The sequence below is a fragment of the Pseudomonas sp. SDO524_S393 genome (genome assembly GCF_054071875.1).
In genome coordinates this window covers 1-23,676 of record NZ_JBSVVZ010000083.1, presented here as the reverse complement: position 1 = coordinate 23,676, position 23,676 = coordinate 1, and the positions used below count along the sequence as shown (strand labels likewise).

The window sequence follows — 23,676 nt, the reverse complement described above, 5'->3', positions numbered from 1 at the left end:
TCACCGCGGTGTATCCGATGCACCGCGGTGCCTGCATCGCAGGCAAGCCAGCTCCCACAGTGGATTGGGTTTGCAATTCAGAATAATGGTTGTTTGTTGGGTCTCATCGGAGTCTGGCAATGGCATTACGCGATACATGCTTATGGGAGCACCTCACCCCCAATCGGCCGGATCGTGCCGCGCTCAAGGGTGAGGTCAGGGTGGATGTGTGCGTGATCGGCGCCGGGATCACCGGCCTGTCGGCGGCCATTCACTTGCTGGAACAGGGTAAAAGCGTCGCCGTGCTGGAGGCCCATCGCACCGGCCATGGCGGTTCGGGGCGCAACGTGGGGCTGGTCAACGCCGGCCTGTGGATCCCGCCGGACGAGATCGAAGCCGGGTTCGGCACCGAGGTGGGCAGCCAGCTCAACCGCATGCTGGGCGCGGCACCGGCGCTGGTGTTCAGCCTGATCGACAAATACAACATCGACTGCCAATTGCGCCGCGAAGGCACCCTGCACATGGCGCACAACGCCCGTGGCGAGGCGGATTTGCGCAGCCGTGAAGAGCAATGGAAACGCCGTGGCGCGCCAGTGGAGTTACTCACCGGCCAGGCCTGCGAGCAAGCCACCGGTACGCGGAAGATCGCAGCCGCGTTGCTGGACCGGCGTGCGGGCACCTTGAACCCGATGGCCTACACCAGTGGCCTGGCCAATGCCGCCACAGGGCTTGGCGGGCAATTATTCGACCATTCTCCGGTCACTCAACTTGAACGCCAGGGGGCGCACTGGTCGGTACAAACCGCCCAGGGTTCGGTGCAGGCCGATCAGGTGGTGATCGCTTCCAATGCCTATACCGAGGGCGAATGGACCGAGCTGCGGCGTAATTTCTTTCCCGGTTATTACTACCAGGTCGCGTCGGCCCCGCTGACCGATGAGGCCGCCCGACAAATTCTGCCTGGAGGGCAGGGCTCGTGGGACACCCGTCAGGTGCTGAGCAGCATCCGTCGCGATGCAGACGGTCGCCTATTGCTCGGCAGCCTGGGCAATGGCAATCAGAAACCGGCCTGGTTTCTCAAGGCGTGGGCCGATCGGGTGCAACAGCATTACTTCCCTTACCTCAAATCGGTGCAATGGGAATACACCTGGACCGGCTGCATCGCCTTCACCCCGGATCACCTCATGCGCCTGTTCGAACCGGCTCCCGGTCTCGTGGCCGTTACGGGCTATAACGGGCGTGGCGTGACCACCGGCAGTGTGGTGGGCAAGGCGTTCGCCGACTATTTGTGTCACCAGAATCCCCAGGCGCTGCCGATTCCGTTCGCGCCCATGCAGCCGTTGGCCGGGGCCGGGTTGCGCAGTTGTCTGTACGAGGCGGGGTTCTCGCTGTACCACGCCGGGCAATGCCTGAGGATCGTGATCTGATCAGCGAAATAGCCCTCAGAAGCCTGCATTTTCTTAGCAGGCTACCCATCTGTATTGGTGCAAGTCGTAGCAATCGCGCACTGTAAATGTGCAGTTCCGTTACGCATATTGTTACAGGCGTCGGAACTGTCGTTTCTCCGTCTGGTTGCAGGTGCGACCCGTAAAGGTTGTACTTTTTGAGTCCAATGGTTGCACCTCCAGACGCCAGAGGGTTGCACGTACTGGCGAACGGAGTCGAAACGCCAGCATTCACAATGACACCGTGTCTTTTTTGTTAATAAAAACGTAATGGCACGCGGCTTGCTCTAGCCTTCTCTTGAAGCTTTAAGTTGAAGGTTTGCAGTGAATTCGTAGTGCCAATAAACAAAAACCTCGGAGCACCACTCATGTCCCAGACGTTTTACAAGAAAGGTTTCCTGGCCCTCGCCGTTGCAACGGCGCTCGGTGTTTCTGCGTTTGCTCAAGCTGATGTGAAGATTGGCGTGGCGGGCCCCATGACGGGTGCCAACGCGGCTTTCGGTGAGCAGTACATGAAGGGTGCCCAGGCGGCAGCCGACAAGATCAACAAGGCTGGCGGCATCAACGGCGAAAAAATCGTGTTGGTGGCCGGAGACGATGCCTGCGAACCCAAACAAGCGGTGGCCGTGGCCAACCGCCTGGCTGACCAGGACAAGGTGATCGGCGTGGTCGGGCACTTCTGCTCCTCCAACACCATCCCGGCCTCCGAGGTCTACGACGAAGCGGGCATCATCGCGATCACCCCGGGCTCCACCAACCCGCAAGTGACCGAGCGCGGCTTGGGCGCCATGTTCCGCATGTGCGGCCGTGACGACCAGCAAGGCGTTGTGGCGGGCGACTACATCGTCGACGTGCTCAAGGGCAAGAAAATCGCGGTGATCAACGACAAGGACACCTACGGCAAGGGCCTGGCCGACGCCACCGCTGCCCAGTTGACCAAGCGCGGCGTCAAGCCGGTGCTGGAAGAAGGCCTGACCCGTGGCGAGAAAGACTTCAGCGCCCTGGTCACCAAGATCCGTTCCACCGGCGCCGATGTCGTGTACTTCGGCGGCCTGCACCCGGAAGCCGGTCCACTGGTTCGCCAGATCCGTGAAGCCGGCCTGAAAGACGTCAAGTTCATGTCCGATGACGGCGTGGTCACCGACGAACTGGTCGCCACTGCCGGCGGCAAGCAATACGTCGACGGCGTGTACATGACCTTCGGCGCCGACCCGCGCCTGCTGCCAGACAGCAAGGCGGTGGTGGAAGAGTTCCGCAAGAACGGCACCGAGCCTGAAGGCTACACCCTGTACGCCTATGCCTCGATCGAGGCGCTGGCTGCCGGCTTCAACGGCTCCAAGTCCAACAAGGGCGAAGACGCTGCCAAATGGCTCAAGGCTCACCCTGTCCAGACCGTCATGGGCAAGAAGGAGTGGGACGCCAAGGGCGACCTGAAAATCTCCGACTACGTGGTCTACCAGTGGGATAAAGACGGCAAATACCACCAGCTGGAAAAACAGAAGTAATCAACGCAATGGGTTGAGTGCTGCTGACCTCCTGTGGGAGCCGGGCTTGCCCGCGATGGCCGATCGACAGTCGACATCCGTGTCGGATGTGAAATCGCTATCGCAGGCAAGCCAGCTCCCACAGGGATCGCGGTTGTCGGTTCCATCGCGTCCAGCCACAAATCTGTTTTTTCTTCCCAGAAGCGCCGCACATCCTCCGGGTGTGCAGGTGCTCACCGCGTGAGATTGCGTTATGGATGGTATTTTCCTGCAGCAACTGGTCAACGGCCTGACCCTCGGGTCGGTCTATGGCCTGATCGCCATCGGCTACACAATGGTCTATGGCATCATTGGCATGATCAACTTCGCCCATGGCGAGGTTTACATGATCTCCGCTTACCTCGCGGCGATCAGTCTGGCACTGCTGGCTTACTTCGGCATCGAATCCTTTCCGCTGCTCATTCTCGGCACCTTGATCTTCACCGTCGTCGTTACCGGCGTTTACGGATGGGTCATCGAGCGTGTCGCCTACAAACCGCTGCGCAACTCCACCCGCCTGGCACCGCTGATCAGCGCCATCGGTATCTCCCTGATCCTGCAGAACTACGCGCAGATCGCCCAGGGCGCCAAGCAACAAGGTATCCCCACCCTGCTGGCCGGGGCCTGGCGTGTCGATTTCGGCAGCGGGTTCGTCCAGCTCACGTATACCAAAGTCTTCATTCTGGTCGCCGCCTTCGCGGGCATGGGCCTGCTGACCTACGTGATCAAGTACACCAAGCTCGGCCGCATGTGCCGCGCTACGCAGCAAGACCGCAAGATGGCGTCCATCCTGGGTATCAACACCGACCGGGTGATCTCCTATGTGTTTGTCATCGGTGCCGCCATGGCGGCCCTGGCCGGCGTGCTGATCACCCTCAACTACGGCACCTTCGACTTCTATGCCGGCTTCATCATCGGCATCAAGGCATTTACCGCAGCGGTACTCGGCGGCATCGGCTCCCTGCCTGGGGCGATGCTGGGCGGGATCATCCTGGGTATCTCCGAGTCGCTGTTCTCGGGGTTGATCAACTCTGACTACAAAGACGTGTTCAGTTTCTCCCTGCTGGTGGTGATTCTGATTTTCCGTCCCCAGGGCCTGCTTGGTCGCCCACTCGTGGCGAAGGTGTAAACATGTCTGCTGCCAAATCGATTGATATCAAGAAAAGTGTGGTCGATACGGTCCTCGCCGGGCTGATTTCGCTGGTCGTGTTCGGTCCGATCGTCGGCGTGGTCCTCGACGGCTATGGCTTCAACCTGGAACCGGCCCGCGTGGCGCTGCTGGTCGCCATCGTGATGGCCGGGCGCTTTGCCATGAGCCTGTTTCTGCAAACCCCCAAGGGCCTGAAAATTCTGCAAGGGTTCGAGAGCAGCGGCTCCGGCGTGCACGTGCTGGCGCCGGACTACAAGTCGCGGCTGCGCTGGATCATTCCGGCCCTGATCGTGATCGCCATCGTGTTCCCGATCTTCGCCAACAAGTACCTGCTGACCGTGGTGATCCTCGGGCTGATCTACGTGTTGCTCGGGCTGGGCCTGAACATTGTGGTGGGCCTGGCCGGTTTGCTCGACCTCGGTTACGTGGCGTTCTACGCCATCGGCGCCTACGGCCTGGCATTGGGTTATCAGTACCTGGGCCTGGGTTTCTGGACGGTGCTGCCGCTGGCGGCCATCGCCGCAGCTTTGGCGGGGTGCATACTTGGCTTCCCGGTGCTGCGCATGCACGGTGACTACCTGGCCATCGTGACCCTGGGCTTTGGTGAAATCATCCGGCTGGTGCTCAACAACTGGCTGTCGTTCACTGGCGGGCCCAACGGCATGCCGGTGCCATCGCCGACCTTCCTCGGCCTGGAGTTCGGCAAGCGCGCGAAGGATGGCGGGGTTCCCTTCCATGAATTCTTCGGCATCGACTACAACCCCAACATCAAATTCCTGTTCATCTACATCGTGCTGTTCCTGGTGGTGCTCGCCGTGCTGTACATCAAGCATCGCCTGACGCGCATGCCGGTAGGCCGCGCCTGGGAAGCGCTGCGTGAAGATGAAATCGCCTGTCGCTCCATGGGCCTGAACCACGTGCTGGTCAAGCTCTCGGCGTTCACCATCGGTGCATCCACCGCAGGCCTGGCCGGGGTGTTCTTCGCCAGTTACCAGGGCTTCGTCAACCCGTCGTCGTTCACCTTCTTCGAGTCGGCGCTGATCCTGGCCATCGTGGTATTGGGCGGCATGGGTTCGACCGTCGGCGTGGTGATTGCGGCGTTCGTATTGACCGTGGCGCCTGAACTGCTGCGCAGCTTCTCCGAGTACCGGGTGCTGCTGTTTGGCGTATTGATGGTGGTGATGATGATCTGGCGACCACGCGGGTTGATCCGCATCAGCCGTACCGGTGTGACACCGCGCAAGGGGGTGGCGCCATGAGCAAGGAAGTCGTGCTGTCTGTAGAACACCTGATGATGCACTTTGGTGGCATCAAGGCCTTGAGCGATGTGAGCCTCAAGGTCGAACGCAACTCGATCTTCGCCCTGATCGGCCCCAACGGCGCCGGCAAGACCACGGTGTTCAACTGCCTCACCGGGTTCTACAAAGCCAGTGGCGGCAAGATCGAACTCAACCTGCGCGGCAAGCAGACCAACGTGATTCAACTGTTGGGCGAGCGTTTCAAGCCCACCGACTTCGTGTCGCCCAAGGGCTTTTTCAGCCGGGTGTACTACAAGATGTTCGGCGGCACCCACCTGGTCAACCGGGCAGGGCTGGCGCGGACGTTCCAGAACATTCGCCTGTTCAAGGAAATGTCGGTGGTGGAGAACCTGCTGGTGGCCCAGCACATGTGGGTCAACCGCAACATGCTCGCGGGTATCCTCAACACCAAGGGCTACCGCAAGGCCGAAAGCGATGCCCTCGACCATGCGTTCTACTGGCTTGAAGTGGTGGACCTGGTGGACTGCGCCAACCGCCTGGCCGGCGAACTTTCCTACGGCCAGCAGCGCCGCCTGGAAATCGCCCGCGCCATGTGCACCCGGCCGCAGATCATCTGCCTGGACGAACCCGCCGCTGGCCTCAACCCCCAGGAAACCGAAGCCCTCAGCGCGATGATTCGTCTGCTGCGCGACGAACATGACATCACGGTGGTGCTGATCGAACACGACATGGGCATGGTGATGAGTATTTCCGACCACATCGTGGTGCTGGACCACGGCAACGTGATCGCCGAAGGCGGGCCGGACGCGATCCGCAACGACCCGAAAGTGATTGCCGCCTACCTGGGCGCCGACGAGGAGGAGTTGGTATGAGTGCGCCTATCCTCGAAATGAAGGACCTGGACGTGTACTACGGCCCGATCCAGGCCCTGAAGAAAGTCTCGCTGCACATCAACGAGGGCGAAACCGTCAGCCTGATCGGCTCCAACGGCGCGGGCAAGTCCACGCTGCTGATGTCGATCTTCGGCCAGCCACGGGCCGAGTCGGGGCAGATCCTTTACAACGGCGTGGACATTACCCACAAGTCGTCCCACTACATCGCCTCCAACGGCATTGCGCAGTCGCCGGAAGGGCGGCGGGTGTTCCCCGACATGACCGTCGAGGAAAACCTGCTGATGGGCACCATCCCGATTGGCGACAAGCACGCGCAGGAGGATATGCAGCGCATGTTCGAGCTGTTCCCGCGGCTCAAGGAGCGGCGTAATCAGCGCGCAATGACCATGTCCGGCGGTGAGCAACAAATGCTGGCCATCGCCCGCGCCCTGATGAGTCGTCCCAAGCTGCTGCTGTTGGACGAGCCGAGCCTGGGCCTGGCGCCGATTGTGGTGAAGCAGATCTTCTCTACGCTGCGCGAGCTGGCATCCACCGGGATGACCATCTTCCTGGTGGAGCAGAACGCCAACCACGCGCTGCGTTTGTCGGACCGGGCTTATGTGATGGTCAACGGCGAGATTCGCCTGACCGGCACCGGCAAGGAACTGCTGGTCAATGAGGAAGTGCGCAACGCCTACCTTGGCGGGCACTGATCCAAAGCCTGGCGCCAAACCCCCTGTGGGAGCTGGTTTTGTGTGGGAGCTGGCTTGCCTGCGATGCAGACACCTCGGTCTATCTGGTGAACCGAGTCGATGCTATCGCAGGCAAGCCCGCTCCCACATTTGTTTTGTGGTGTCCACAAGGCCGGTACCAAATTGTGGAAAACAAATCCAGCCACCCTCCAAAGCGCGACATATAGCCGCCGCAAATCCCTGTTTTGTCACAGTTTTGACTTGTCCCCATCCGCTGTGGAACCGGCTGTGGGTAACGTGGGAGTAGCTGGCTGAAAGCCAATAACTACGTGGCCTGTAGCGGGGTGATTGTTTTTTGATCAGTAGGTTTTCAGTGTTTCGTCGCAGCCTTTGTCAACCTGTTTAAAGACACAGGTATATGACCGAAATATGTCCTTCAGGCCTGTGGATAAGTCTGTGATTAAACTCTGGAAAGACTGCCGCAGGGGCCGGAATGACTGGCCTGGAGCCATCGTTCTGATTTCTCTCGCGCCGACAGGCGTACATAGGGCCAGCTGAAGGTCAAGCAAAAAACTTTCTGAAACCGCCTGCAGCCCTTGTATATAAAGGCCTGAGACTTTTGCACTTGCCCCCAAAGACTGTGGGCGCAGTTGTGGATAACCTGCGCGCATATGGCTGCAAGCCACGGCCCGCAAGGTTTTGCGCGACATGGTTAAAAAATGATCAGTGGAACATGAAGTTGTGCGCTTAGCGGTTGCCGCAACGGCGGCGTAAGGGCATTCTGCTGGCTGTTTTTTTCCCGATGCCCGCAAGGAGAACACCATGTCCAACACGCTGTTTATTACTGGCGCAACCTCAGGTTTCGGCGAAGCCTGCGCCCGTCGTTTTGCCGAAGCCGGCTGGAAACTGGTGCTCACGGGCCGTCGTGCCGACCGTTTGAATGCGTTGGTCGAAGAACTCTCAAAACAGACCGAAGTCCACGGCCTGGTGGTGGATGTGCGTGACCGCAAGGGCATGGAAGACGCCATCGCCAACCTGCCACCGTCGTTCGCCAAGCTGCGCGGGCTGATCAACAACGCCGGCCTGGCAGTGGGCACCGACCCTGCGCCCAAGTGCAACCTCGACGATTGGGAAACCATGGTCGACACCAACATCAAGGGCCTGCTGACCACCACCAGCCTGCTGTTGCCGCGCCTGATCGCCCATGGCCGTGGCGCAGGCATCATCAACCTGGGATCCATCGCCGGCAGCTACCCGTACCCGGGCAGCCATGTGTATGGCGGTTCCAAGGCGTTCGTCAAACAGTTCTCGCTGAACCTGCGTTGCGACCTGCAAGGCACCGGCGTGCGGGTGACCAACATCGAGCCAGGCCTGTGCGAAAGCGAGTTCTCGCTGGTGCGTTTCGGCGGTGACCAGGCGCGTTATGACGCGACCTATGCCGGCGCTGAGCCGATCCAGCCGCAGGACATTGCCGACACGATCTTCTGGGTCATGAACACCCCGGCGCACGTGAACATCAACCGCCTGGAGCTGATGCCGGTGAGTCAGAGCTGGGCCGGGTTTGCTATCGAGCGCGGCGCCAAGTAAGGCTTCAGACCGCGTCGCGCCTATCGCAGGCAAGCCAGTTCCCACATTTGACGGTGTTCACACATCAAACCTGTGGGAGCGGGCTTGCCCGCGAAGAGGCCTTTGAAGTCAACCCAGATGCTGAATCAGGCCCTGATAGCAGGTCGCCAAATGATACGGCGTGGTCGACGGCATATCCCGTCGGCTGACGAGGCCCTGGGCATCCAGGCATTCGTTCCAGCCCTTGTCATGCAGGAAGCGCTGTTGCAGCGCCAGCAATTGGCGTTGCAGCACGGCGTCACTGCCAGGACGCAAGGTCAGTGCCCGCAGGTACTCGGCCTGGGCCCAGATCCGCTGGGTACCGTCACGCACGCGGCCGTCGAGGGCGAGCATGCCGCTGACGGCACCGGTGATCTTATCCACACCCGTATGTTCGGCGTAGGTGAAGGCCCGGTTGAGCGAAGCGTGCAGCGGGGAACCGCGCAGCAGGTCCGAGGAGTCCAGCAAGAAGAACCATTCGAACTGATGCCCGGGCTCGAACCAGTTATCCACGGCGCCCAGCGGTTTTTCCATCATCACGCCATGCTGGCGATCGATGAAACGCGTCTGCATGGCGTCGGTCAGTGCCAGTAGAGCCGCTTGTACGGTGGCGTCGTCACGCACCTGCAAGGTGGCGAGGAAACCTTCGGCCAGGTGCATCAGCGGGTTTTGCAACGGCCCGGATTTGAGCGACGACCAGTTGCGCTCCAGCACGGCTTCATACAGGCCATCGCCGCTGGCGAAACGCTCGGCGACCACTTCCAGCGCGGCGTTGAGCACCGACTCCACCAACGGTTCGCGCACCTTGGCCCAGTAATGGGCGCAGGCAAAGATAATGAAGGCATGGGTGTAGAGGTCTTTGCGCTTGTCCAGCGGCTGCCCGGCCGGGTCGATGCTGTAGAACCAGCCGCCGTGTTCGGCATCGTGGAAGTGCCGTTGCAGGGAGCGGAACAGCGCCGCCGCGCGGTCTGCGGCGAAGTCTGCGCCGGGCTCGCCGATCAGGCTGGCGAACAGGTACAACTGACGGGCGCAGGCCATGGCGCGATAGCGTTGCGGGGGCAGCGGCTGATGGTCGGCGTCCAGCGCCTCATAGGGCAGCGCCAGCTCGGCATTCCAGCCCGGACCCTGCCAGAGCGGCACGATCAGGCTGTGGAAGTGTTGGAGCACGGTGTTCAAGGCGGGTTGGGAAGCGCTGGGCATTGGCTGGCGTCGTCACGGCAGAGGTGTTGGCGCGCATGGTAGCAGGGTTGAGGTGGGTGGTGGCTTTGAGTCCGTCATCGCGGGCAAGCCCGGCTCCCACAGTTTTGGCTTGCGACCCCGATCAACTGTGGGAGCTGGCTTGCCTGCGATGATGCCCTTGGCTGCGCCGTAAATCAGCCGGCCAGCAACCAGACTCCGGTCGCCGCCGAAGCTGCCCCGGCAATCCGCACCAGTGGCGCCGCAGCAGCCGGCAGGAAACGCACCACGGCATAACCGGCGGCGTGCAGCGCGGCGGTCGCGCCGACAAAGCCGGCGGCGTATGCCCACGGGCTGGACATGTCGGGCAGTTCCAGGCCATGGGCCACACCGTGGAACAGCGCGAACAGGGCGGTCGCGCCCACGGCCACGAACAGCGGTGGGCGCACCGCCAGTGCCACGGCCAGGCCCAGCGCCAATACCGACGCGGCAATCCCGCTCTCCAGCGCCGGTAGTTCCAGGCCTTCGAAGCCCAGCAATCCGCCGATCAACATGGTGCCGACAAATGTGCAAGGCAGCGCCCAGCGTGCGTTGCCTTTTTGCTGCGCGGCCCAGAGACCGACTGCAACCATGGCCAGCAGGTGGTCGATACCGCCCAAGGGGTGGCTGATGCCGGCGACCAGCCCGTTGTCGCCGTGCCCGGGGTGAGCGAAGGCGAGAGCAGGGGCCAGCAGCAGGGCGGCGGTGGCGAGAAGTTTGTTGAGACCCATGAGCAGGTTCCTTGTGAAGTGAGATCAGGCGGCGGTCAGCAAGCCCTGGCGTTCGATGAAGGCGACGATGTCGTCCAGGCCGACACCGGTTTTCTGGTTGCTGAACACAAAGGGTTTGCCGTTGCGCATGCGCGTGGTGTCGCTGTTCATCAGTTCCAGCGAGGCGCCGACCAACGGGGCCAGGTCGATCTTGTTGATCACCAGCAGGTCGGATTTGCAAATACCGGGCCCGCCCTTGCGCGGCAGCTTGTCGCCGGCGGACACATCGATCACGTAGATGGTCAGGTCGGACAGTTCCGGGCTGAACGTCGCCGACAGGTTGTCGCCGCCCGACTCCACCAGAATCAGGTCCAGGCCGGGAAAGCGGCGGTTGAGCTGGTCCACGGCTTCCAGGTTGATCGAGGCGTCTTCGCGGATCGCCGTGTGCGGGCAGCCGCCGGTTTCCACACCGATGATGCGTTCCGGCGCCAGGGCCTGGTTGCGCACCAGGAAGTCGGCGTCTTCGCGGGTATAGATGTCGTTGGTGACCACCGCCAGGTTGTAGCGGTCACGCAACGCCAGGCACAGAGCCAGGGTCAGGGCTGTCTTGCCGGAGCCCACCGGGCCGCCGATACCGACGCGCAAGGGTTGTGTATTCATGTGTTTCTCCACGATAAGCAGGTCTTCTAGGAACGAAACAGGCGGCTGTACTGACGCTCGTGGGCCATGCACGCCAGGGCCAGGCCGAATGCAGCGCTACCGATTTGATGGGGATCGATGCGCCCGGCGTCCTGCTGGGCCTGTTGCAGCAACGGCAACAACTCACTGGTCAGGCGCTGGGCGGCTTGCTGGCCCAGGGGCAGGGTCTTCATCAGCACGGCCAATTGGTTTTCCAGCCAGCTCCACAGCCAGGCCGCCAGTGCGTCCTCGGCACTGATGCGCCAGGCGCGCGCCGCCAGGGCCCAGCCCAGGGCGAGGTGCGGTTCGCGGTGTTGTTCGAGGAACGTGCGGGCGTCTTCGTCCAGTTCCGGCAACCCGTTGAGCAGTTGTTGCAGGGAATAGCCCATCTGCCGGCTCTCCTGATACAGCTCCCGGGTCTCACGGCTGGCGCGATGTTCTTCGCACAACTGCGCCAGGCGTTGCCAATCCTGTGCGGCGGCTGCGCGGCAATGGGCGAGCAACAACGGCGCTTCGAAACGCGCGAGGTTGAGCAGCAGTTGATCGCTGATCCAGCGCCGGGCGCTGGCCGCATCCTGGACGCGCCGGTCTTCCACCGCCATTTCCAGGCCTTGGGAATAGCTGTAGCCGCCAATCGGCAATTGCGGGCTGGCCAGTCGCAACAGTGCCCAGGCTGGGTTCACAACCGTACGCCGAACTGGTGCAGCTTGGGCGGGTAGTTGAAGTCTTCATCACCGTGTCGCGAATGATGATGGCCACCGCCGTAGGCACCCTGTTCCGGCTGAAACGGCGCTTCAATCGTTTCGGTGACGGCGCCCAATTGTTCGAGCATGGCTTTGAGGACGTAGTCGTCAAGCAAGCGCAACCAGCCATCCCCCACCTGCAACGCCACATGGCGGTTGCCCAGGTGATAGGCCGCGCGGGTCAGTTCGAAGGCGCTGCTGCACGTGACATGCAGCAACTGTTCAGGACGGGCGCAGACACGTACGACGCGTCCGTCTTCGGCCTGTAGGCATTCGCCATCGTGCAGCGGCGGTTGGCCGCGCTCCAGAAACAGGCCGACGTCTTCGCCATCGGCACTGAAACAGCGCAGGCGGCTTTTGCTGCGGGCTTCGAAATTCAGCAGCAACTCCGCGTCCCAGAGGGCTTGCGGGGCGATTCGGCGGTGGATCACCAGCATCAGAAGGCTTCCAGCTATGAGCGATGAATGAGCTAGAGCAAGGGCCTTGCCAATCACGCTTTGAAGTAGGAATTCCCTGTAGGCAGGCACGGGTGTGCTTCCCAATAGGGCGTCGTGAGATTCGGAAGATGTTTCAAGATGGTGCGTGACGGGATTTATAGCACCACGACGGGGCGATTCACGTTGAGGACGGCTGATTGCTGCATGAAATATCTTTCATCCGTTTCTTTGTGGTGTTTTTTCGGATTTGTCCTACGCATGTTCGGGATTGGGAGTTCATGAGCTTACTCGTCGCTTCTTTAGGCTTTGCGCCGTGTTTAATTCATTGCGACGTTCATCATGTTCAAGTCATTTTTCTGTTTAGTCATTCTCGGCCTGTCATTTTCCATTTCGTCGGTATCGGCCAATTTTCAACCCCAGGTGCGTATCGGAACACCATTAAAGGCCACGGCGATCACCAATGTGGTCGACCGAGCCCATGAATTGCTCGGTACGCCCTATAAGTGGGGTGGCACATCGGCGGAGCAGGGGTTCGATTGCAGCAGTTTCCTGGTCTATCTGTTCAAGACCGAAGCCAACCTCAACATTCCGCGCACCACGGCGGCGATGCACCGCTCAACGGCGGCGACCATCGCGCGCAGCGCGCTCAAGCCTGGCGATGCGGTGTTTTTCAAGGGCAATGGGCGGGGTCAGGTCAGCCACGTGGGCCTTTACATCGGCGAGGGCAAGTTCATTCATTCGCCGCGCACCGGCAAGAGCATCCGTATCGACTCGCTGAGCAACAGCTATTGGAACAAGCACTACACCACCGCCAAGCGTTTCCATAACGCCGGCTGACCGGTTATTCGGTGCTGCCCAGGCCTTGCCAGTGCTTGAGGCCGATAAAGATAAAGCGCAGTTGCTGGGTGATTTTCGCCTGGGGCGTGAGGTGGTCCGGCAGGGCCTGAGCCGGTGGATCGATGATATCGGGGAGGGTGGCGAAGACACTTTTGACGATCAGGTCGGCCATCACGTGCAAGCCTTCGGCGTCCAGGTGTTGCAGCTTGGGCATCAGCGTCAGGTCGGCGGCCAGGTCGCGGGTGATGTCTTCGCGCAAGGCGCTGATGGCCTGACGCACCGCCAGGCTGCCGCCGTACTGCTCGCGGGCCAAGAACAGGAATTGCGAACGGTTGGCCGAGACCACATCGAGGAAGATCCGCACGGAGGCGTCGATGATGCCGCCCATCACGAATTCGTTGTGGCGCACCAGGCGAATGGTGGCGCGGAAGGTCTGGCCGACTTCACTCACCAATGCCAGGCCCAGTTGGTCCATGTCGGCGAAATGACGATAGAAACCGGTGGGCACGATACCCGCTGTCTTGGCCACTTCCCGCAGGCTCAGGCTGCCAAACCCACGGCCACACTCCATCAGATGGCGGGCTGCGTCCATCAGGGCGAGGCGGGTCTGTTGCTTCTGTTCGGCGCGGGGCAGCATCGGCGGGCGGGCTTTGTCGGCAAGTACAGCGACGCACTCTAGCAAAACAGCTTCGTGGGCGTCGAACTTGGTGGGTGCTGGGGGCAGGGAATAACGGGGCAAGTGCTATAGAAAGTCAAAAGCCCGATCCAGGGATCGGGCTTTTTTACGGGCCACCACGGGCTCAGCTCTGTGCTTGATGCAGTTCTTGCAGACGGTCTGCACCGCCTTCGGCTACAGCGTTGCGTTCCAGCAGACGGTCGGCACCACCTTCAGCGACACCTTCGGTGTAGGCACGTTTGTTGGCTTGCTCGGCACCACCTTCAACCAGACCTTTCTGTTCCAGGCGATCACGGCCACCTTCTGCAACGCCTTCGGTGTAAGCGCGTTTGTTGGCTTGTTCAGAACCGTTTTCAGCAACGCCTTTGGCGTAGTCACGGTTCTCTTCTTCTTGCGAACCGCTGCGAGCCAGAGTCTGGCTGGACTCAATGGCCTGGGCTTTATTCTGTGGAGTCGCTTGTTCGGCGGCTGGCAGAGCAAAGGCACTGGAAGCCAGGATGGATAACAGGACGGTAGCGAGTACTTGGCGTTTCATGATGGGTTGCTCCTTGGGAGGGCGATAAAGTGGGTACAGGGCTAATGTTACTCTCGGTAAGTCGATATAAAAGTTCATAAACACAATGGTAATAATCAACAGAATTGATTGTTCAGGACGAAGGCTCTAGATCGGGCCTCTCAAGCCCGCGCTTTTGCACCGAGGTGGGTATTTTCGACACGAACGTGGGTAACAATGGTGCGTTAACGTAGGGTTAATCTGTCTATGTGGTCAGAAATTGATGTTTTTCCGGGCTGGCGGGCGATTGAGTTAAACCCCTGCGGCGTTTGCCAGTCGTAGTTCTATGAGCTGTTCTCAAGGGCAGGATCCCGGCCCGTCGTATTCAGGAGTGCTGTGCAATGACGCGCACGCGTAAAATCGTCGCTTGGAGCTGCGCCAGCTTCGTTGTGTTAATCGCCGTCGTGGTGCTGGTTCTGGTGTTCTTTGACTGGAACCGCATCAAACCGCCCCTCAATGCCAAGGTCTCCGAAGAGCTGCATCGACCGTTTGCCATCAATGGCAACCTGGCGGTGGTGTGGGCCCGCGAGCCTGATGAAGGAGGCTGGCGCGCCTGGGTGCCGTGGCCCCACGTGATTGCCGAGGACCTGACCCTGGGTAATCCGGAGTGGTCCAAAAACCCGCAAATGGTCACGCTCAAGAAGGTCGAACTGCGCATTTCACCCCTGGCGTTGCTGGTGCAGCGCGTGGTCATCCCGCGTATCGACCTCACCGAACCGAGCGCGCAGTTGCAGCGTCTGGCTGATGGCCGCGCCAACTGGACCTTCAAGTTCGACCCCAAAGACCCCAATGCCGAGCCCTCCAGCTGGGTGGTGGACATTGGTGCAATCGGTTTTGACAAGGGCCACGTGACCCTGGACGACCAGACCCTCAAGACCCAGCTGGATGTGATCATCGATCCCTTGGGCAAGCCCATTCCGTTCGGCGAGATCGTCGGTGATGCCGATGCCAAAAAAGCCCGGGAAAAAGGCACCGCACCCCAGGACTATGCGTTCGGGTTCAAGGTCAAGGGCCAATACCATGGCCAGAAACTCGACGGTGCCGGCAAGGTCGGCGGCCTTCTGGCCTTGCAGGACGCGGCCAGGCCGTTCCCGCTGCAAGCCCAGGCGAAAATCGCCGACACCAGCATCGCCCTGGCGGGTACCCTGACCGACCCGCTCAACCTCGGCGCTCTGGACCTGCGCCTGAAACTGTCCGGCAGCAGCCTGGGCAACCTCTATCCGCTGACCGGCGTGACCTTGCCGGACTCTCCCGCCTATTCCACCGACGGCCGTCTGATCGCTCAGTTGCACGACGCCAACGGTGCGTCATTCCGCTATGAAAACTTCAACGGCAAGATCGGCGACAGCGATATCCACGGCAACCTCGGCTATGTCGCCAGCCAGCCTCGGCCCAAGCTGACCGGCGCGCTGGTGTCCAATCAACTGTTGATGACCGACCTGGCGCCGCTGATCGGCGCCGATTCCAACGCCAAGCAAAAGGCCCGTGGCGGTGAAAGCAAGCAGCCGGCGACCAAAGTGCTGCCAGTAGAAGAGTTCCGCACGGAACGCTGGCGTGACATGGATGCCGATGTGGAATTCACCGGCAAGCGCATCGTGCAAAGTGCCGAGCTGCCGTTCACGGACCTTTATACCCATCTGGTGCTCAACGACGGCGAACTCACCCTCGAACCCCTGCGATTCGGCGTGGCCGGCGGCAAGCTGGATGCACAGATTCGCCTGAACGGCCGCACCACGCCCATGGAAGGCCGCGCCCGGCTGACGGCGCGCAATTTCAAGCTCAAGCAGCTGTTCCCGACCTTCGAACCGATGAAGACCAGCTTCGGCGAGCTCAACGGTGATGCGGACATCTCCGGGCGGGGCAATTCCGTCGCGGCCCTGCTGGGCACCTCCAACGGTGATCTGAAAATGCTGATCAACGACGGCGCCATCAGCCGCGGCCTGATGGAAATTGCCGGGCTCAACGTGGGCAATTACGTGATGGGCCGTCTGTTCGGCGACAAGGAAGTGAAGATCAACTGCGCGGCGGCGGACTTCGGCATCAAGACCGGCCTGGCCACGACCCGCTTGTTTGTGTTTGATACCGAGAACGCGATCATCTACGTCGACGGCACCGCGAATATGGCCACGGAGCAACTGGACCTGACCATCACGCCGGAGTCGAAAGGCTTCCGCCTGTTCTCGCTGCGTTCGCCGCTGTACGTCAACGGGCCGTTCATCAAACCCAATGCCGGTGTGAAAGCGGTTCCGCTGGCGTTGCGTGGTGCGGGCATGGTGGCGCTGGGGGTGATCGTGGGGCCGGCGGCCGGCTTGCTGGCGCTGGTAGCGCCGAGTGGCGACGAGCCTAACCAATGCGCGCCGCTGTTGCAGCAGATGAAGGAAGGCAAGGCGCCGAAGACTGTGAAATAACGACTTGAGACTGAAGGAGCCGCCAAGTCGGCTCCTTCAAAGATGGCTTACAGGTCTTGCAGAATATCCGCCATGTCATCGGCGTGTTCTTCTTCCTGAGCCAGGATGTCTTCGAAGATACGGCGGGTGGTCGGGTCTTTGTCGCCGATGTACTGGATGATCTCGCGGTAGCTGTCCACCGCGATCCGCTCGGCCACCAGGTCTTCGTAGACCATCTCTTTCAACGTGTTGCCGGCCACATATTGCGCGTGGGAGTGCTTGGACAGCAGGTCGGGGTTGAACTCCGGCTCGCCACCCAATTGCACGATGCGCTCGGCCAGCTTGTCGGCGTGCGCCGACTCCTGGTTGGCGTGTTCCAGAAACTCTTCGGCGGCGACGTGGGCCTTGACCCCGTTGGCCATGAAGTAGTGGCGCTTGTAACGCAGCACGCAGACCAGTTCGGTGGCCAGCGACTCGTTGAGCAGGCGCAGGATCTCTTGGCGGTCGGCGTCGTAGCCTTCGGTTACGGCACCGTTTTCGACATTTTGTCGAGCGCGGTTGCGCAGGGTGGCTACGTCGGACAAATGTGAGTCAGTCATCTCAATCTCCTGGGGCTAATCCGGTTTTACGCCACGCTCTGCCGGCGTGATCGTTCCCAGTTGTGAGTGCTGCGCCACGCAAAAAGTTTTATCGGATTTTACCGGGCCTGACCGGACAGCCTGGCCTCCTCCTGCACCCACTGAAAGAACGCCCGCACCGGCGAATGCCGCTCGCGCCCCGGCACGCACAGGGCGCTGTAACCGGCACCCTCTACGCGCACCTGTGGCCGGTAGGGCAACAGCAGGCCTGCCGCCACGCTTTCCGACACCAGGATATTGCTGGCCAGCACCAGTCCTTGTCCTGCGATGGCGGCTTGCAGGGCGTAGTGTTCTTCGTCGTATTCGCGCAGCAGCGAAGTGTGGGCCAGCCACGGCTCGCCGGCCTTTTCACACCAGGCCTGCCAGCCCAGGGCGTACAGATCGGAGTTGTGCCAGCGCACGCTGATCAGCGTCGGCGTGTGGGTGGCGGCGCGTGTGACTTGTTCCGGGGAGCCGTACACCGCAAACGATTCGTCGAACAGACACTGTCCGTACAGGTGCGGGTAGTCGCCGAGGCTGTAGCGAATCACCAGGTCGACGCTGGCGTCCTGTTGCAGGTCGACCACCTCGCAACGTGTGTCCAGGCGCAGGCTGATATCGGGGTGGGCGGTGTAGAAACGGCCCAGGCGCGGCACCAGCCATAACGCTGCAAAGGCGGGCGTGGTGGACACTGTGAGCTGGCCGACGCTGCGCTGCGGGCGCAGGGTGTCGACGCTCTGCGCCACCTCGAGCAGGGCACCGTGCACGCTGCGAAAGAGCCGCTCACCGCCTTCGGTAAGACGTACCTGGCGTGGCAGGCGTTCGAACAGTGCCACCCCCAGCCAGGTTTCCAGGCTGCGAATCTGGTGGGACACCGCCGTGGGCGTGACCGATAACTCCTCGGCCGCCGCCTTGAAGCTCAACAGGCGTGAGGCCGATTCAAAGGTGCGCAGGGCCGTGAGGGGCAACGAGGCAAACATGCGGGCTCCATGGGTGAGTTGTATTCATCTGGATCAACTATTGCTCATTTGTCGCGTATCCCTGTCGACTATAGATTTTCGAGCAACAAGGGCGAGCATTCAGGCCGCCTGAGTCTAACTCGAGAAGGTTATACAGATGAAAAAAATGCTAGTCATCCACGCCAGCCCCCGCGGTGAACGCTCCCACTCCCGACGCCTCGCCGAATCGTTCCTCGGCGCCTGGCAGGCAGCCAACCCCGATGCCCACATCACCCGGCGCGAGGTCGGGCGGGCGTTCATCCCCCATGTCACCGAAGCGTTCGTGGCGGCGAATTTCTACCCCGAGCCGCAGTCCCTGCCGAAGGTGATGCAGGCCGACCTGCAATTGAGTAATGAACTGGTGGGCGAACTCATCGACCATGAGCTGCTGGTGATTTCCATGCCCCTGTACAACTTCGGTGTGCCCAGCGGCCTCAAGGCCTGGATCGATCAGATCGTGCGCATGGGGCTTACCTTCGACATCAGCCTGGACAGCGACGGCAACGCGCAGTACCAGGCGTTATTGAAGGGTAAGAAAGCGTTGATCATCACCAGCCGGGGTGGCAGCGGGTTTGGCCCGGGCGGCGAGTTCGAATGGATGAACCATGCCGACCCGCATCTGCGCACGGTGCTAGGGTATATCGGCATCGACGACGTCAGCGTGATCGCCGCCGAAGGCGAAGAGTCGGACAAAAGCGTGTTCCAGCGCTCCTTTGAAAAAGCCGACCGCGAGCTGCATGAGGTTGCGCGCAGCTTTTAAGTTGTCATGGGTTGGTCATGGGGCGGTCATATCGGTTTATCCATCGCTGATCTAGCATGGAACTATCGCCCCCATGATCAGGATGTCTGCGGCATGTCCCACGCCCTTGCCACGCGTTACCCCCTGGTGCTGGTGCCCGGCATGCTGGGCTTCGTGCGTGTGGGCTGGTTCCCCTACTGGTACGGCATCGTGCCGGCGCTGCGGGCCGGGGGGGCGCGGGTGTTCCCGGTGAGGGTCGCGCCGCTGGATTCCAGTGAGGTGCGCGGCGAGCAGTTGCTGGTGCAGATCGAGCGCATTCGCCTGGAGACCGGGGCCGACAAGGTCAACTTGATCGGCCACAGCCAGGGCGCACTGACTGCGCGCTATGCAGCGGCTGTGCGCCCGGAATGGGTGGCTTCGGTAACGTCAGTCGCCGGGCCCAATCAGGGCTCTGAGCTGGCCGACCATATCCAGGCCCATTATCCCGTTGATGGCCTCAAAGGCCGCTTGATGAGCGCCCTGTTTCATCTGGTCGCCTGGCTGATGGCGTTGCTGGAAACCGGCGCTCGCGGGCCGCGCTTCAAGGCGGACTTGCGGGCGTCGCACCTGTCCTTGACCAGCGCGGGCGTGGCCCTGTTCAACCGCCAGTATCCGCAAGGCTTGCCTCAGACGTGGGGTGGGCAGGGCGACGAAGTGGTCAATGGCGTGCGCTATTATTCGTGGTCGGGCACCTTGCAGCCCGGCATCACCGACCGTGGGCGCAACCTGTTCGATGGCACGAACCGCAGCTGCCGCTGGTTCGCCCGCAGTTTTGTGCGCGAGAAGGGCCAGTGCGACGGCATGGTCGGCCGCTACAGTTCGCACCTGGGAAAGGTGATTGGCGATGACTATGCCCTGGATCACTTCGATATCGTCAACCAGTCCATGGGCCTGGTGGGCAAGGGCGCCGAGCCGATCGGGCTGTTTGTCGAGCATGCCAAAAGGCTGAAGGCCGTGGGGGTATAGCGGGTAGACCGCGTCATCGTTCATCGCAGGCAAGCCAGCTCCCACAGGGGAATGCAAGTCAAATGTGGGAGCTGGCTTGCCTGCGATAGCGCTGGATCAGGCCCCCTTGACCTGATGACGCACCGGCGTGGTCCAGCGTTCCGACAGAATCACTCCGCCCAGCGTCAGCACGCCCCCCACCAGGTGATACAGCGCCAGCTCTTCTTTCAACACCACCGCCGCGATCAACGCCGTGAGCAATGGCAGCAGGTTGAAAAACAAGGTGGTGCGGCTGGGGCCCAAGGTTTTCACCGAATGCATCCACGCCAGCGGCGCCAGCATCGAGGTGGGCAGGCAGGCATACAGCACCAGCGGGATATTCGCCATGCTCAGTCCGGCCTTGGGCGAAAACAGGAACAGCGGGAACAGCACGATCACCGCCACCCAGATCTGCAAATACAGCAACACCAGCGGTGGCAGGCGCAATTGCCATTTTTTCAGCAGGGTGCTGTAGATCGCGTAGGCCAGGGTCGCCACCAGCATCATGGCGTCGCCCAGATTGACCCCATGCTGCAACAAGGCTCCCAGGCTGCCCGACGATACCACCACCACCACGCCGGCAAACGACAGTACCGCGCCGGTAAGGGCCCCGTAGGTCAGGCGCTGGCCGAGGCTGATGATCGCCGCTGTCAGGGCCATCAGGGGCATCAGCGACAAGATAATGCCCATGTTGGTGGCGGTGGTCATCGACGCGGCGTAGTACGCCAGGCTCTGGTACACCGCCATGCCCATCAGGCCGAGGACAGCGATCTTGCCCAGGTGCGGGCGGATCGACGCCCAGTGAGTGAACACCGGCTTGAGCATGAAAGGCGTGAACAGCAGCGCGGCCAGCAGCCAGCGGTAAAAGCCGATCTCCGCCGGGAAGATCACGCCCACGGCCATTTTGTTGACCACGGTGTTGCCGGCCCAGATAAAGATAGCCAGCAGGGGATACGCGTATTGCATCGAAAGAAAACCAGGTGGGTAGATGAGGCAGGATTATCCCTTGTCTGGATCGAAGCCTATACTGCGAACCGGACAAACGACCTCTGTATCCAGACAACATGCCCAGACACACCGTACGCCTTGCGGATTTCCCCAGCCTGCCGAGCCCTGTTTACTTCCGTTACTCGGAATTCGCCCCGGACACCGAGTGCACGCCGCATCGGCATCTCTGGGGGTCGCTGGATTATTCGGCGAGCGGCGTGATGCGCATGGAAGTGGCCGGCAACCGCTTTATGTCGCCCCCGCAGTACGCGGTATGGGTCCCACCAAACACCGAGCACAGCTCCTACAACGCCCAGGCGATTGTCTATCGCTCGGTAGGGCTGTCGCCGCAATTGTGCGAGCAGTTGCCCAAACAGCCATGCACCCTGGCGATCAGCGAGATTCTCAAGGCGATCCTCAGCGATTTCGCCCAGCGCGACGTCAATATCCCCCACAGTGAAGCCGATGTACGCCTGGCCCAGGTGCTGGTGGACCAGCTCAAACAGGCGCCGATTCACGATTGCTTTCTGCCCTACGCCCGCCACCCGGGAGTGTTGGGCGTGCTGGAGGGCATGCAGGCCGACCCGGCCGACAACCGTCCGCTGGCGCAATGGGCCGAACAGGTGCATGTGAGTGAGCGTACCCTGGCACGGCAGTTCGTGCGGGAACTGGGCATGAGCTTCGGCGAATGGCGCCAGCGCCTGCGCTACCTGGCGGCCCTCGACGCCCTCGACAGCCAGCGCAGCGTGCAACATGTGGCGTTCGACCTGGGTTACAGCACGGCTTCGGCCTTTATCGCGATGTTCCAGCGCCATGCCGGGTGCACCCCGGAGCAGTACCGGCGGTCGAATATGCGCAGTCGGTGAAGATGTAACAGGCTTTGACTACACTGCTGGATAGGCCGTGCCCCCCGGTGCGGTAACAGGGAGAAAACTCCATGAAGATGCTGCGTATTCCGCTGTTGATGATGGGCTTGCTGCTGTGTTCCCAGGGCTTTGCGGCCACCGCCCAGCAAAACAAGATGACCACCTGTAACGCCGAAGCCACCACCAAGACGCTCAAGGGTGATGAACGCAAGGCCTTCATGAAGACCTGCCTGTCGGCCCCGGCGGCCAATGACGCCAAGACCCTGACGCCGCAGCAGCAGAAGATGAAGGATTGCAATGCGTCGGCGAAAACCAAGGCGCTGACCGGCGACGCGCGCAAAACCTTCATGAGCACGTGCCTGAAAGGTTAGCCACGAATTCACGGGCACTGATGATCGGCTGTGGGAGCTGGCTTGCCTGCGAATGCATCACTTCGGTTCGACTGATGTACCGAGGCGTCTGTATCGCAGGCAAGCCGGCTCCCACAGATATCAGCTCCCACCGTGTCGATATTCGCAACAGTCAGAGTTCTCGCTTGATTCTCTCAAGGCTGGCAGACTGCCCTTCCTTCAACGCCGTTCGTTTTGAGGCTGTATGCCAACGTTTTCTCAGCGTCACGTGATATTGCTGGCCAGCTACATCATTATTTTTGGCGGACTGCTGCTGGTATTGCCGCTCAAATTGCTCCCCAGCCTGCTGGCCGGCCTGCTGGTATTCGAGCTGGTCAACATGCTCACCCCGCAACTGCAACGGCTGATCGAGGGGCGACGGGCTCGTTGGCTGGCGGTGGCCTTGCTGGGCACCTTGATCGTCAGCGTGCTGACCCTGATCTTTGCCGGCGCCATCAGCTTTCTGCTCCACGAAGCGGAAAACCCCGGGGCTTCCCTCGACAAATTCATGGGCGTGGTCGACCGCGCGCGCGGCCAGTTGCCGCCGTTCCTCGACGCCTACCTGCCCGCCAGCGCCGCCGAATTCCGCGTGGCCATCGGTGACTGGCTGAGCAAGCACCTGAGCGAACTGCAACTGGTGGGCAAGGATGCCGCCCACATGTTCGTGACCCTGCTGATCGGCATGGTGCTCGGCGCCATTATCGCCCTGCAGCGCGTGCCCGACCTGACCAAGCGCAAGCCCCTGGCGGCCGCGCTGTTCGACCGCCTGCACCTGCTGGTCCAGGCGTTTCGCAATATCGTCTTCGCCCAGATCAAGATCGCCGCGCTCAACACCGCGTTCACCGCCGTGTTCCTGGCCGTGGTGCTGCCGCTGTGCGGGATTCACCTGCCGCTGACCAAAACCCTGATCGTGCTGACCTTCCTGCTCGGTCTGCTGCCGGTGATCGGCAACCTGATGTCCAACACGCTGATCACCATCGTCGCGCTGTCGCTGTCGATCTGGGTGGCCGTGGCGGCGCTGGGCTACCTGATCGTGATCCACAAGATCGAGTACTTCCTCAACGCGCGCATCGTCGGCGGGCAGATCAGCGCCAAGTCCTGGGAGTTGCTGCTGGCGATGCTGGTGTTCGAAGCCGCATTCGGCCTGCCCGGCGTGGTGGCAGGGCCGATTTATTATGCGTACCTCAAGAGTGAGCTGAAGCTGGGCGGGATGGTTTAAGTCTTGTATTGCCTGGTCTGACGCCATCGCGGGCAAGTCGAATCGTCGCACCGCCGCTCCCACATTGGAATGCGATCAAA

At 61.3% G+C, this 23,676-nt stretch carries 24 protein-coding genes; 14 read left to right on the top strand and 10 right to left on the bottom strand.

What is annotated here, in order from left to right; all coding sequences use genetic code 11:
- Positions 1 to 119: 119 nt before the first annotated feature.
- The 7 genes from amaA (at position 120) to ACW9IB_RS26095 (ending at position 8,504) form a co-directional block, all read left to right on the top strand.
- Positions 120 to 1,403: an L-pipecolate oxidase gene (gene amaA / locus ACW9IB_RS26125; RefSeq protein ID WP_457416019.1), complete on the top strand. Its 1,284-nt coding sequence runs from the start codon at positions 120 to 122 to the stop codon at positions 1,401 to 1,403.
- A gap of 386 nt (positions 1,404 to 1,789) precedes the next feature.
- Positions 1,790 to 2,926, top strand: a complete 1,137-nt coding sequence (locus tag ACW9IB_RS26120; RefSeq protein WP_457416017.1) for a branched-chain amino acid ABC transporter substrate-binding protein — start codon at positions 1,790 to 1,792, stop codon at positions 2,924 to 2,926.
- A 232-nt stretch (positions 2,927 to 3,158) separates the two neighbouring features.
- Positions 3,159 to 4,073: an ABC transporter permease subunit gene (locus tag ACW9IB_RS26115; protein WP_457367248.1), complete on the top strand. Its 915-nt coding sequence runs from the start codon at positions 3,159 to 3,161 to the stop codon at positions 4,071 to 4,073.
- 2 nt (positions 4,074 to 4,075) lie between these two features.
- A complete protein-coding gene (gene livM, locus ACW9IB_RS26110; protein ID WP_457367249.1) occupies positions 4,076 to 5,353 on the top strand; it encodes a high-affinity branched-chain amino acid ABC transporter permease LivM in 1,278 nt (425 codons plus the stop codon).
- The gene (locus ACW9IB_RS26105) at positions 5,350 to 6,225 is read left to right on the top strand and encodes an ABC transporter ATP-binding protein (RefSeq protein WP_457367250.1); all 876 of its coding nucleotides are present in this window, start codon (positions 5,350 to 5,352) and stop codon (positions 6,223 to 6,225) included. Before livM ends, ACW9IB_RS26105 begins: the two co-directional genes overlap by 4 nt.
- Positions 6,222 to 6,938, top strand: coding sequence for an ABC transporter ATP-binding protein (locus tag ACW9IB_RS26100; RefSeq protein ID WP_457367251.1), 717 nt, complete (start codon positions 6,222 to 6,224; stop codon positions 6,936 to 6,938). Before ACW9IB_RS26105 ends, ACW9IB_RS26100 begins: the two co-directional genes overlap by 4 nt.
- Positions 6,939 to 7,739: 801 nt before the next feature.
- Positions 7,740 to 8,504 carry an SDR family oxidoreductase gene (locus tag ACW9IB_RS26095; protein WP_457416015.1) on the top strand — a complete coding sequence of 255 codons (765 nt, stop codon included), beginning with the start codon at positions 7,740 to 7,742 and terminating at the stop codon, positions 8,502 to 8,504.
- Between the two features lie 108 nt (positions 8,505 to 8,612).
- Here the strand turns inward: ACW9IB_RS26095 and ACW9IB_RS26090 are convergent, their stop codons facing one another.
- From ACW9IB_RS26090 to ureE, 5 genes are all read right to left on the bottom strand, one after another.
- Positions 8,613 to 9,722: an AGE family epimerase/isomerase gene (locus ACW9IB_RS26090; RefSeq protein ID WP_457416013.1), complete on the bottom strand. Its 1,110-nt coding sequence runs from the start codon at positions 9,720 to 9,722 to the stop codon at positions 8,613 to 8,615.
- A 173-nt stretch (positions 9,723 to 9,895) separates the two neighbouring features.
- Entirely contained in the window at positions 9,896 to 10,468 is a 573-nt protein-coding gene (locus tag ACW9IB_RS26085) for a HupE/UreJ family protein (RefSeq protein ID WP_457367254.1), read from the bottom strand.
- Between the two features lie 24 nt (positions 10,469 to 10,492).
- Entirely contained in the window at positions 10,493 to 11,107 is a 615-nt protein-coding gene (gene ureG / locus ACW9IB_RS26080) for an urease accessory protein UreG (protein WP_016972570.1), read from the bottom strand.
- A 26-nt stretch (positions 11,108 to 11,133) separates the two neighbouring features.
- A complete protein-coding gene (locus ACW9IB_RS26075) occupies positions 11,134 to 11,808 on the bottom strand; it encodes an urease accessory protein UreF (RefSeq protein ID WP_457416011.1) in 675 nt (224 codons plus the stop codon).
- Entirely contained in the window at positions 11,805 to 12,305 is a 501-nt protein-coding gene (gene ureE, locus ACW9IB_RS26070) for an urease accessory protein UreE (RefSeq protein WP_457416009.1), read from the bottom strand. Before ureE ends, ACW9IB_RS26075 begins: the two co-directional genes overlap by 4 nt.
- A 339-nt stretch (positions 12,306 to 12,644) precedes the next feature.
- On the opposite strand from ureE, the gene ACW9IB_RS26065 reads away from it, so the two are divergent.
- Positions 12,645 to 13,142: a C40 family peptidase gene (locus ACW9IB_RS26065; RefSeq protein ID WP_457416007.1), complete on the top strand. Its 498-nt coding sequence runs from the start codon at positions 12,645 to 12,647 to the stop codon at positions 13,140 to 13,142.
- A 4-nt stretch (positions 13,143 to 13,146) separates the two neighbouring features.
- Here ACW9IB_RS26065 and ACW9IB_RS26060 read toward each other — a convergent pair whose 3' ends face one another.
- Together ACW9IB_RS26060 and ACW9IB_RS26055 are read right to left on the bottom strand one after the other, a co-directional pair.
- On the bottom strand, positions 13,147 to 13,779 hold the full coding sequence (locus ACW9IB_RS26060; protein WP_457367267.1) for a TetR family transcriptional regulator: 633 nt from the start codon (positions 13,777 to 13,779) through the stop codon (positions 13,147 to 13,149).
- Between the two features lie 163 nt (positions 13,780 to 13,942).
- Positions 13,943 to 14,353, bottom strand: coding sequence for a hypothetical protein (locus tag ACW9IB_RS26055; protein ID WP_457367259.1), 411 nt, complete (start codon positions 14,351 to 14,353; stop codon positions 13,943 to 13,945).
- Between the two features lie 359 nt (positions 14,354 to 14,712).
- Between ACW9IB_RS26055 and ACW9IB_RS26050 the strand changes: the two genes are divergently transcribed.
- Positions 14,713 to 16,779, top strand: coding sequence for an AsmA family protein (locus ACW9IB_RS26050; protein ID WP_457416005.1), 2,067 nt, complete (start codon positions 14,713 to 14,715; stop codon positions 16,777 to 16,779).
- 47 nt (positions 16,780 to 16,826) lie between these two features.
- Here ACW9IB_RS26050 and ACW9IB_RS26045 read toward each other — a convergent pair whose 3' ends face one another.
- Both ACW9IB_RS26045 and ACW9IB_RS26040 read right to left on the bottom strand, forming a co-directional pair.
- Positions 16,827 to 17,357 carry a ferritin-like domain-containing protein gene (locus ACW9IB_RS26045; protein WP_457367261.1) on the bottom strand — a complete coding sequence of 177 codons (531 nt, stop codon included), beginning with the start codon at positions 17,355 to 17,357 and terminating at the stop codon, positions 16,827 to 16,829.
- 98 nt (positions 17,358 to 17,455) lie between these two features.
- The gene (locus ACW9IB_RS26040) at positions 17,456 to 18,355 is read right to left on the bottom strand and encodes a LysR substrate-binding domain-containing protein (protein WP_457367262.1); all 900 of its coding nucleotides are present in this window, start codon (positions 18,353 to 18,355) and stop codon (positions 17,456 to 17,458) included.
- Positions 18,356 to 18,491: 136 nt separating this feature from the next.
- Here ACW9IB_RS26040 and ACW9IB_RS26035 point away from each other — a divergent pair, with 136 nt between their 5' ends.
- Together ACW9IB_RS26035 and ACW9IB_RS26030 are read left to right on the top strand one after the other, a co-directional pair.
- Complete coding sequence (locus tag ACW9IB_RS26035; RefSeq protein WP_457416003.1) at positions 18,492 to 19,133, top strand: FMN-dependent NADH-azoreductase; 642 nt, start codon at positions 18,492 to 18,494, stop codon at positions 19,131 to 19,133.
- Positions 19,134 to 19,226: 93 nt separating this feature from the next.
- Complete coding sequence (locus ACW9IB_RS26030) at positions 19,227 to 20,117, top strand: esterase/lipase family protein (RefSeq protein ID WP_457416001.1); 891 nt, start codon at positions 19,227 to 19,229, stop codon at positions 20,115 to 20,117.
- A gap of 96 nt (positions 20,118 to 20,213) precedes the next feature.
- Here ACW9IB_RS26030 and ACW9IB_RS26025 read toward each other — a convergent pair whose 3' ends face one another.
- Complete coding sequence (locus tag ACW9IB_RS26025) at positions 20,214 to 21,101, bottom strand: DMT family transporter (RefSeq protein WP_457367265.1); 888 nt, start codon at positions 21,099 to 21,101, stop codon at positions 20,214 to 20,216.
- Positions 21,102 to 21,199: 98 nt separating this feature from the next.
- Between ACW9IB_RS26025 and ACW9IB_RS26020 the strand changes: the two genes are divergently transcribed.
- The 3 genes from ACW9IB_RS26020 to ACW9IB_RS26010 all read left to right on the top strand — a co-directional run bounded on the left by ACW9IB_RS26020 (position 21,200) and on the right by ACW9IB_RS26010 (position 23,596).
- Complete coding sequence (locus ACW9IB_RS26020) at positions 21,200 to 21,988, top strand: AraC family transcriptional regulator (RefSeq protein WP_457367266.1); 789 nt, start codon at positions 21,200 to 21,202, stop codon at positions 21,986 to 21,988.
- Between the two features lie 71 nt (positions 21,989 to 22,059).
- Positions 22,060 to 22,359, top strand: a complete 300-nt coding sequence (locus ACW9IB_RS26015; RefSeq protein ID WP_017849707.1) for a PsiF family protein — start codon at positions 22,060 to 22,062, stop codon at positions 22,357 to 22,359.
- Positions 22,360 to 22,582: 223 nt separating this feature from the next.
- Positions 22,583 to 23,596 carry an AI-2E family transporter gene (locus tag ACW9IB_RS26010; RefSeq protein WP_016976954.1) on the top strand — a complete coding sequence of 338 codons (1,014 nt, stop codon included), beginning with the start codon at positions 22,583 to 22,585 and terminating at the stop codon, positions 23,594 to 23,596.
- The last annotated feature ends 80 nt before the right edge of the window (positions 23,597 to 23,676 follow it).

Coding starts and splice junctions, on each gene's coding strand:
- ACW9IB_RS26060 (WP_457367267.1), bottom strand. CDS start 13,779: ATGCTGCCCCGCGCCGAACAGAAGCAACAGACCCGCCTCGCCCTGATG.
- livM (WP_457367249.1), top strand. CDS start 4,076: ATGTCTGCTGCCAAATCGATTGATATCAAGAAAAGTGTGGTCGATACG.
- ACW9IB_RS26015 (WP_017849707.1), top strand. CDS start 22,060: ATGAAGATGCTGCGTATTCCGCTGTTGATGATGGGCTTGCTGCTGTGT.
- ACW9IB_RS26095 (WP_457416015.1), top strand. CDS start 7,740: ATGTCCAACACGCTGTTTATTACTGGCGCAACCTCAGGTTTCGGCGAA.
- ACW9IB_RS26105 (WP_457367250.1), top strand. CDS start 5,350: ATGAGCAAGGAAGTCGTGCTGTCTGTAGAACACCTGATGATGCACTTT.
- ACW9IB_RS26035 (WP_457416003.1), top strand. CDS start 18,492: ATGAAAAAAATGCTAGTCATCCACGCCAGCCCCCGCGGTGAACGCTCC.
- ACW9IB_RS26120 (WP_457416017.1), top strand. CDS start 1,790: ATGTCCCAGACGTTTTACAAGAAAGGTTTCCTGGCCCTCGCCGTTGCA.
- amaA (WP_457416019.1), top strand. CDS start 120: ATGGCATTACGCGATACATGCTTATGGGAGCACCTCACCCCCAATCGG.
- ureE (WP_457416009.1), bottom strand. CDS start 12,305: ATGCTGGTGATCCACCGCCGAATCGCCCCGCAAGCCCTCTGGGACGCG.
- ACW9IB_RS26020 (WP_457367266.1), top strand. CDS start 21,200: ATGCCCAGACACACCGTACGCCTTGCGGATTTCCCCAGCCTGCCGAGC.
- ACW9IB_RS26100 (WP_457367251.1), top strand. CDS start 6,222: ATGAGTGCGCCTATCCTCGAAATGAAGGACCTGGACGTGTACTACGGC.
- ureG (WP_016972570.1), bottom strand. CDS start 11,107: ATGAATACACAACCCTTGCGCGTCGGTATCGGCGGCCCGGTGGGCTCC.
- ACW9IB_RS26040 (WP_457367262.1), bottom strand. CDS start 18,355: ATGTTTGCCTCGTTGCCCCTCACGGCCCTGCGCACCTTTGAATCGGCC.
- ACW9IB_RS26010 (WP_016976954.1), top strand. CDS start 22,583: ATGCCAACGTTTTCTCAGCGTCACGTGATATTGCTGGCCAGCTACATC.
- ACW9IB_RS26055 (WP_457367259.1), bottom strand. CDS start 14,353: ATGAAACGCCAAGTACTCGCTACCGTCCTGTTATCCATCCTGGCTTCC.
- ACW9IB_RS26115 (WP_457367248.1), top strand. CDS start 3,159: ATGGATGGTATTTTCCTGCAGCAACTGGTCAACGGCCTGACCCTCGGG.
- ACW9IB_RS26065 (WP_457416007.1), top strand. CDS start 12,645: ATGTTCAAGTCATTTTTCTGTTTAGTCATTCTCGGCCTGTCATTTTCC.
- ACW9IB_RS26085 (WP_457367254.1), bottom strand. CDS start 10,468: ATGGGTCTCAACAAACTTCTCGCCACCGCCGCCCTGCTGCTGGCCCCT.
- ACW9IB_RS26030 (WP_457416001.1), top strand. CDS start 19,227: ATGTCCCACGCCCTTGCCACGCGTTACCCCCTGGTGCTGGTGCCCGGC.
- ACW9IB_RS26025 (WP_457367265.1), bottom strand. CDS start 21,101: ATGCAATACGCGTATCCCCTGCTGGCTATCTTTATCTGGGCCGGCAAC.
- ACW9IB_RS26090 (WP_457416013.1), bottom strand. CDS start 9,722: ATGCCCAGCGCTTCCCAACCCGCCTTGAACACCGTGCTCCAACACTTC.
- ACW9IB_RS26050 (WP_457416005.1), top strand. CDS start 14,713: ATGACGCGCACGCGTAAAATCGTCGCTTGGAGCTGCGCCAGCTTCGTT.
- ACW9IB_RS26045 (WP_457367261.1), bottom strand. CDS start 17,357: ATGACTGACTCACATTTGTCCGACGTAGCCACCCTGCGCAACCGCGCT.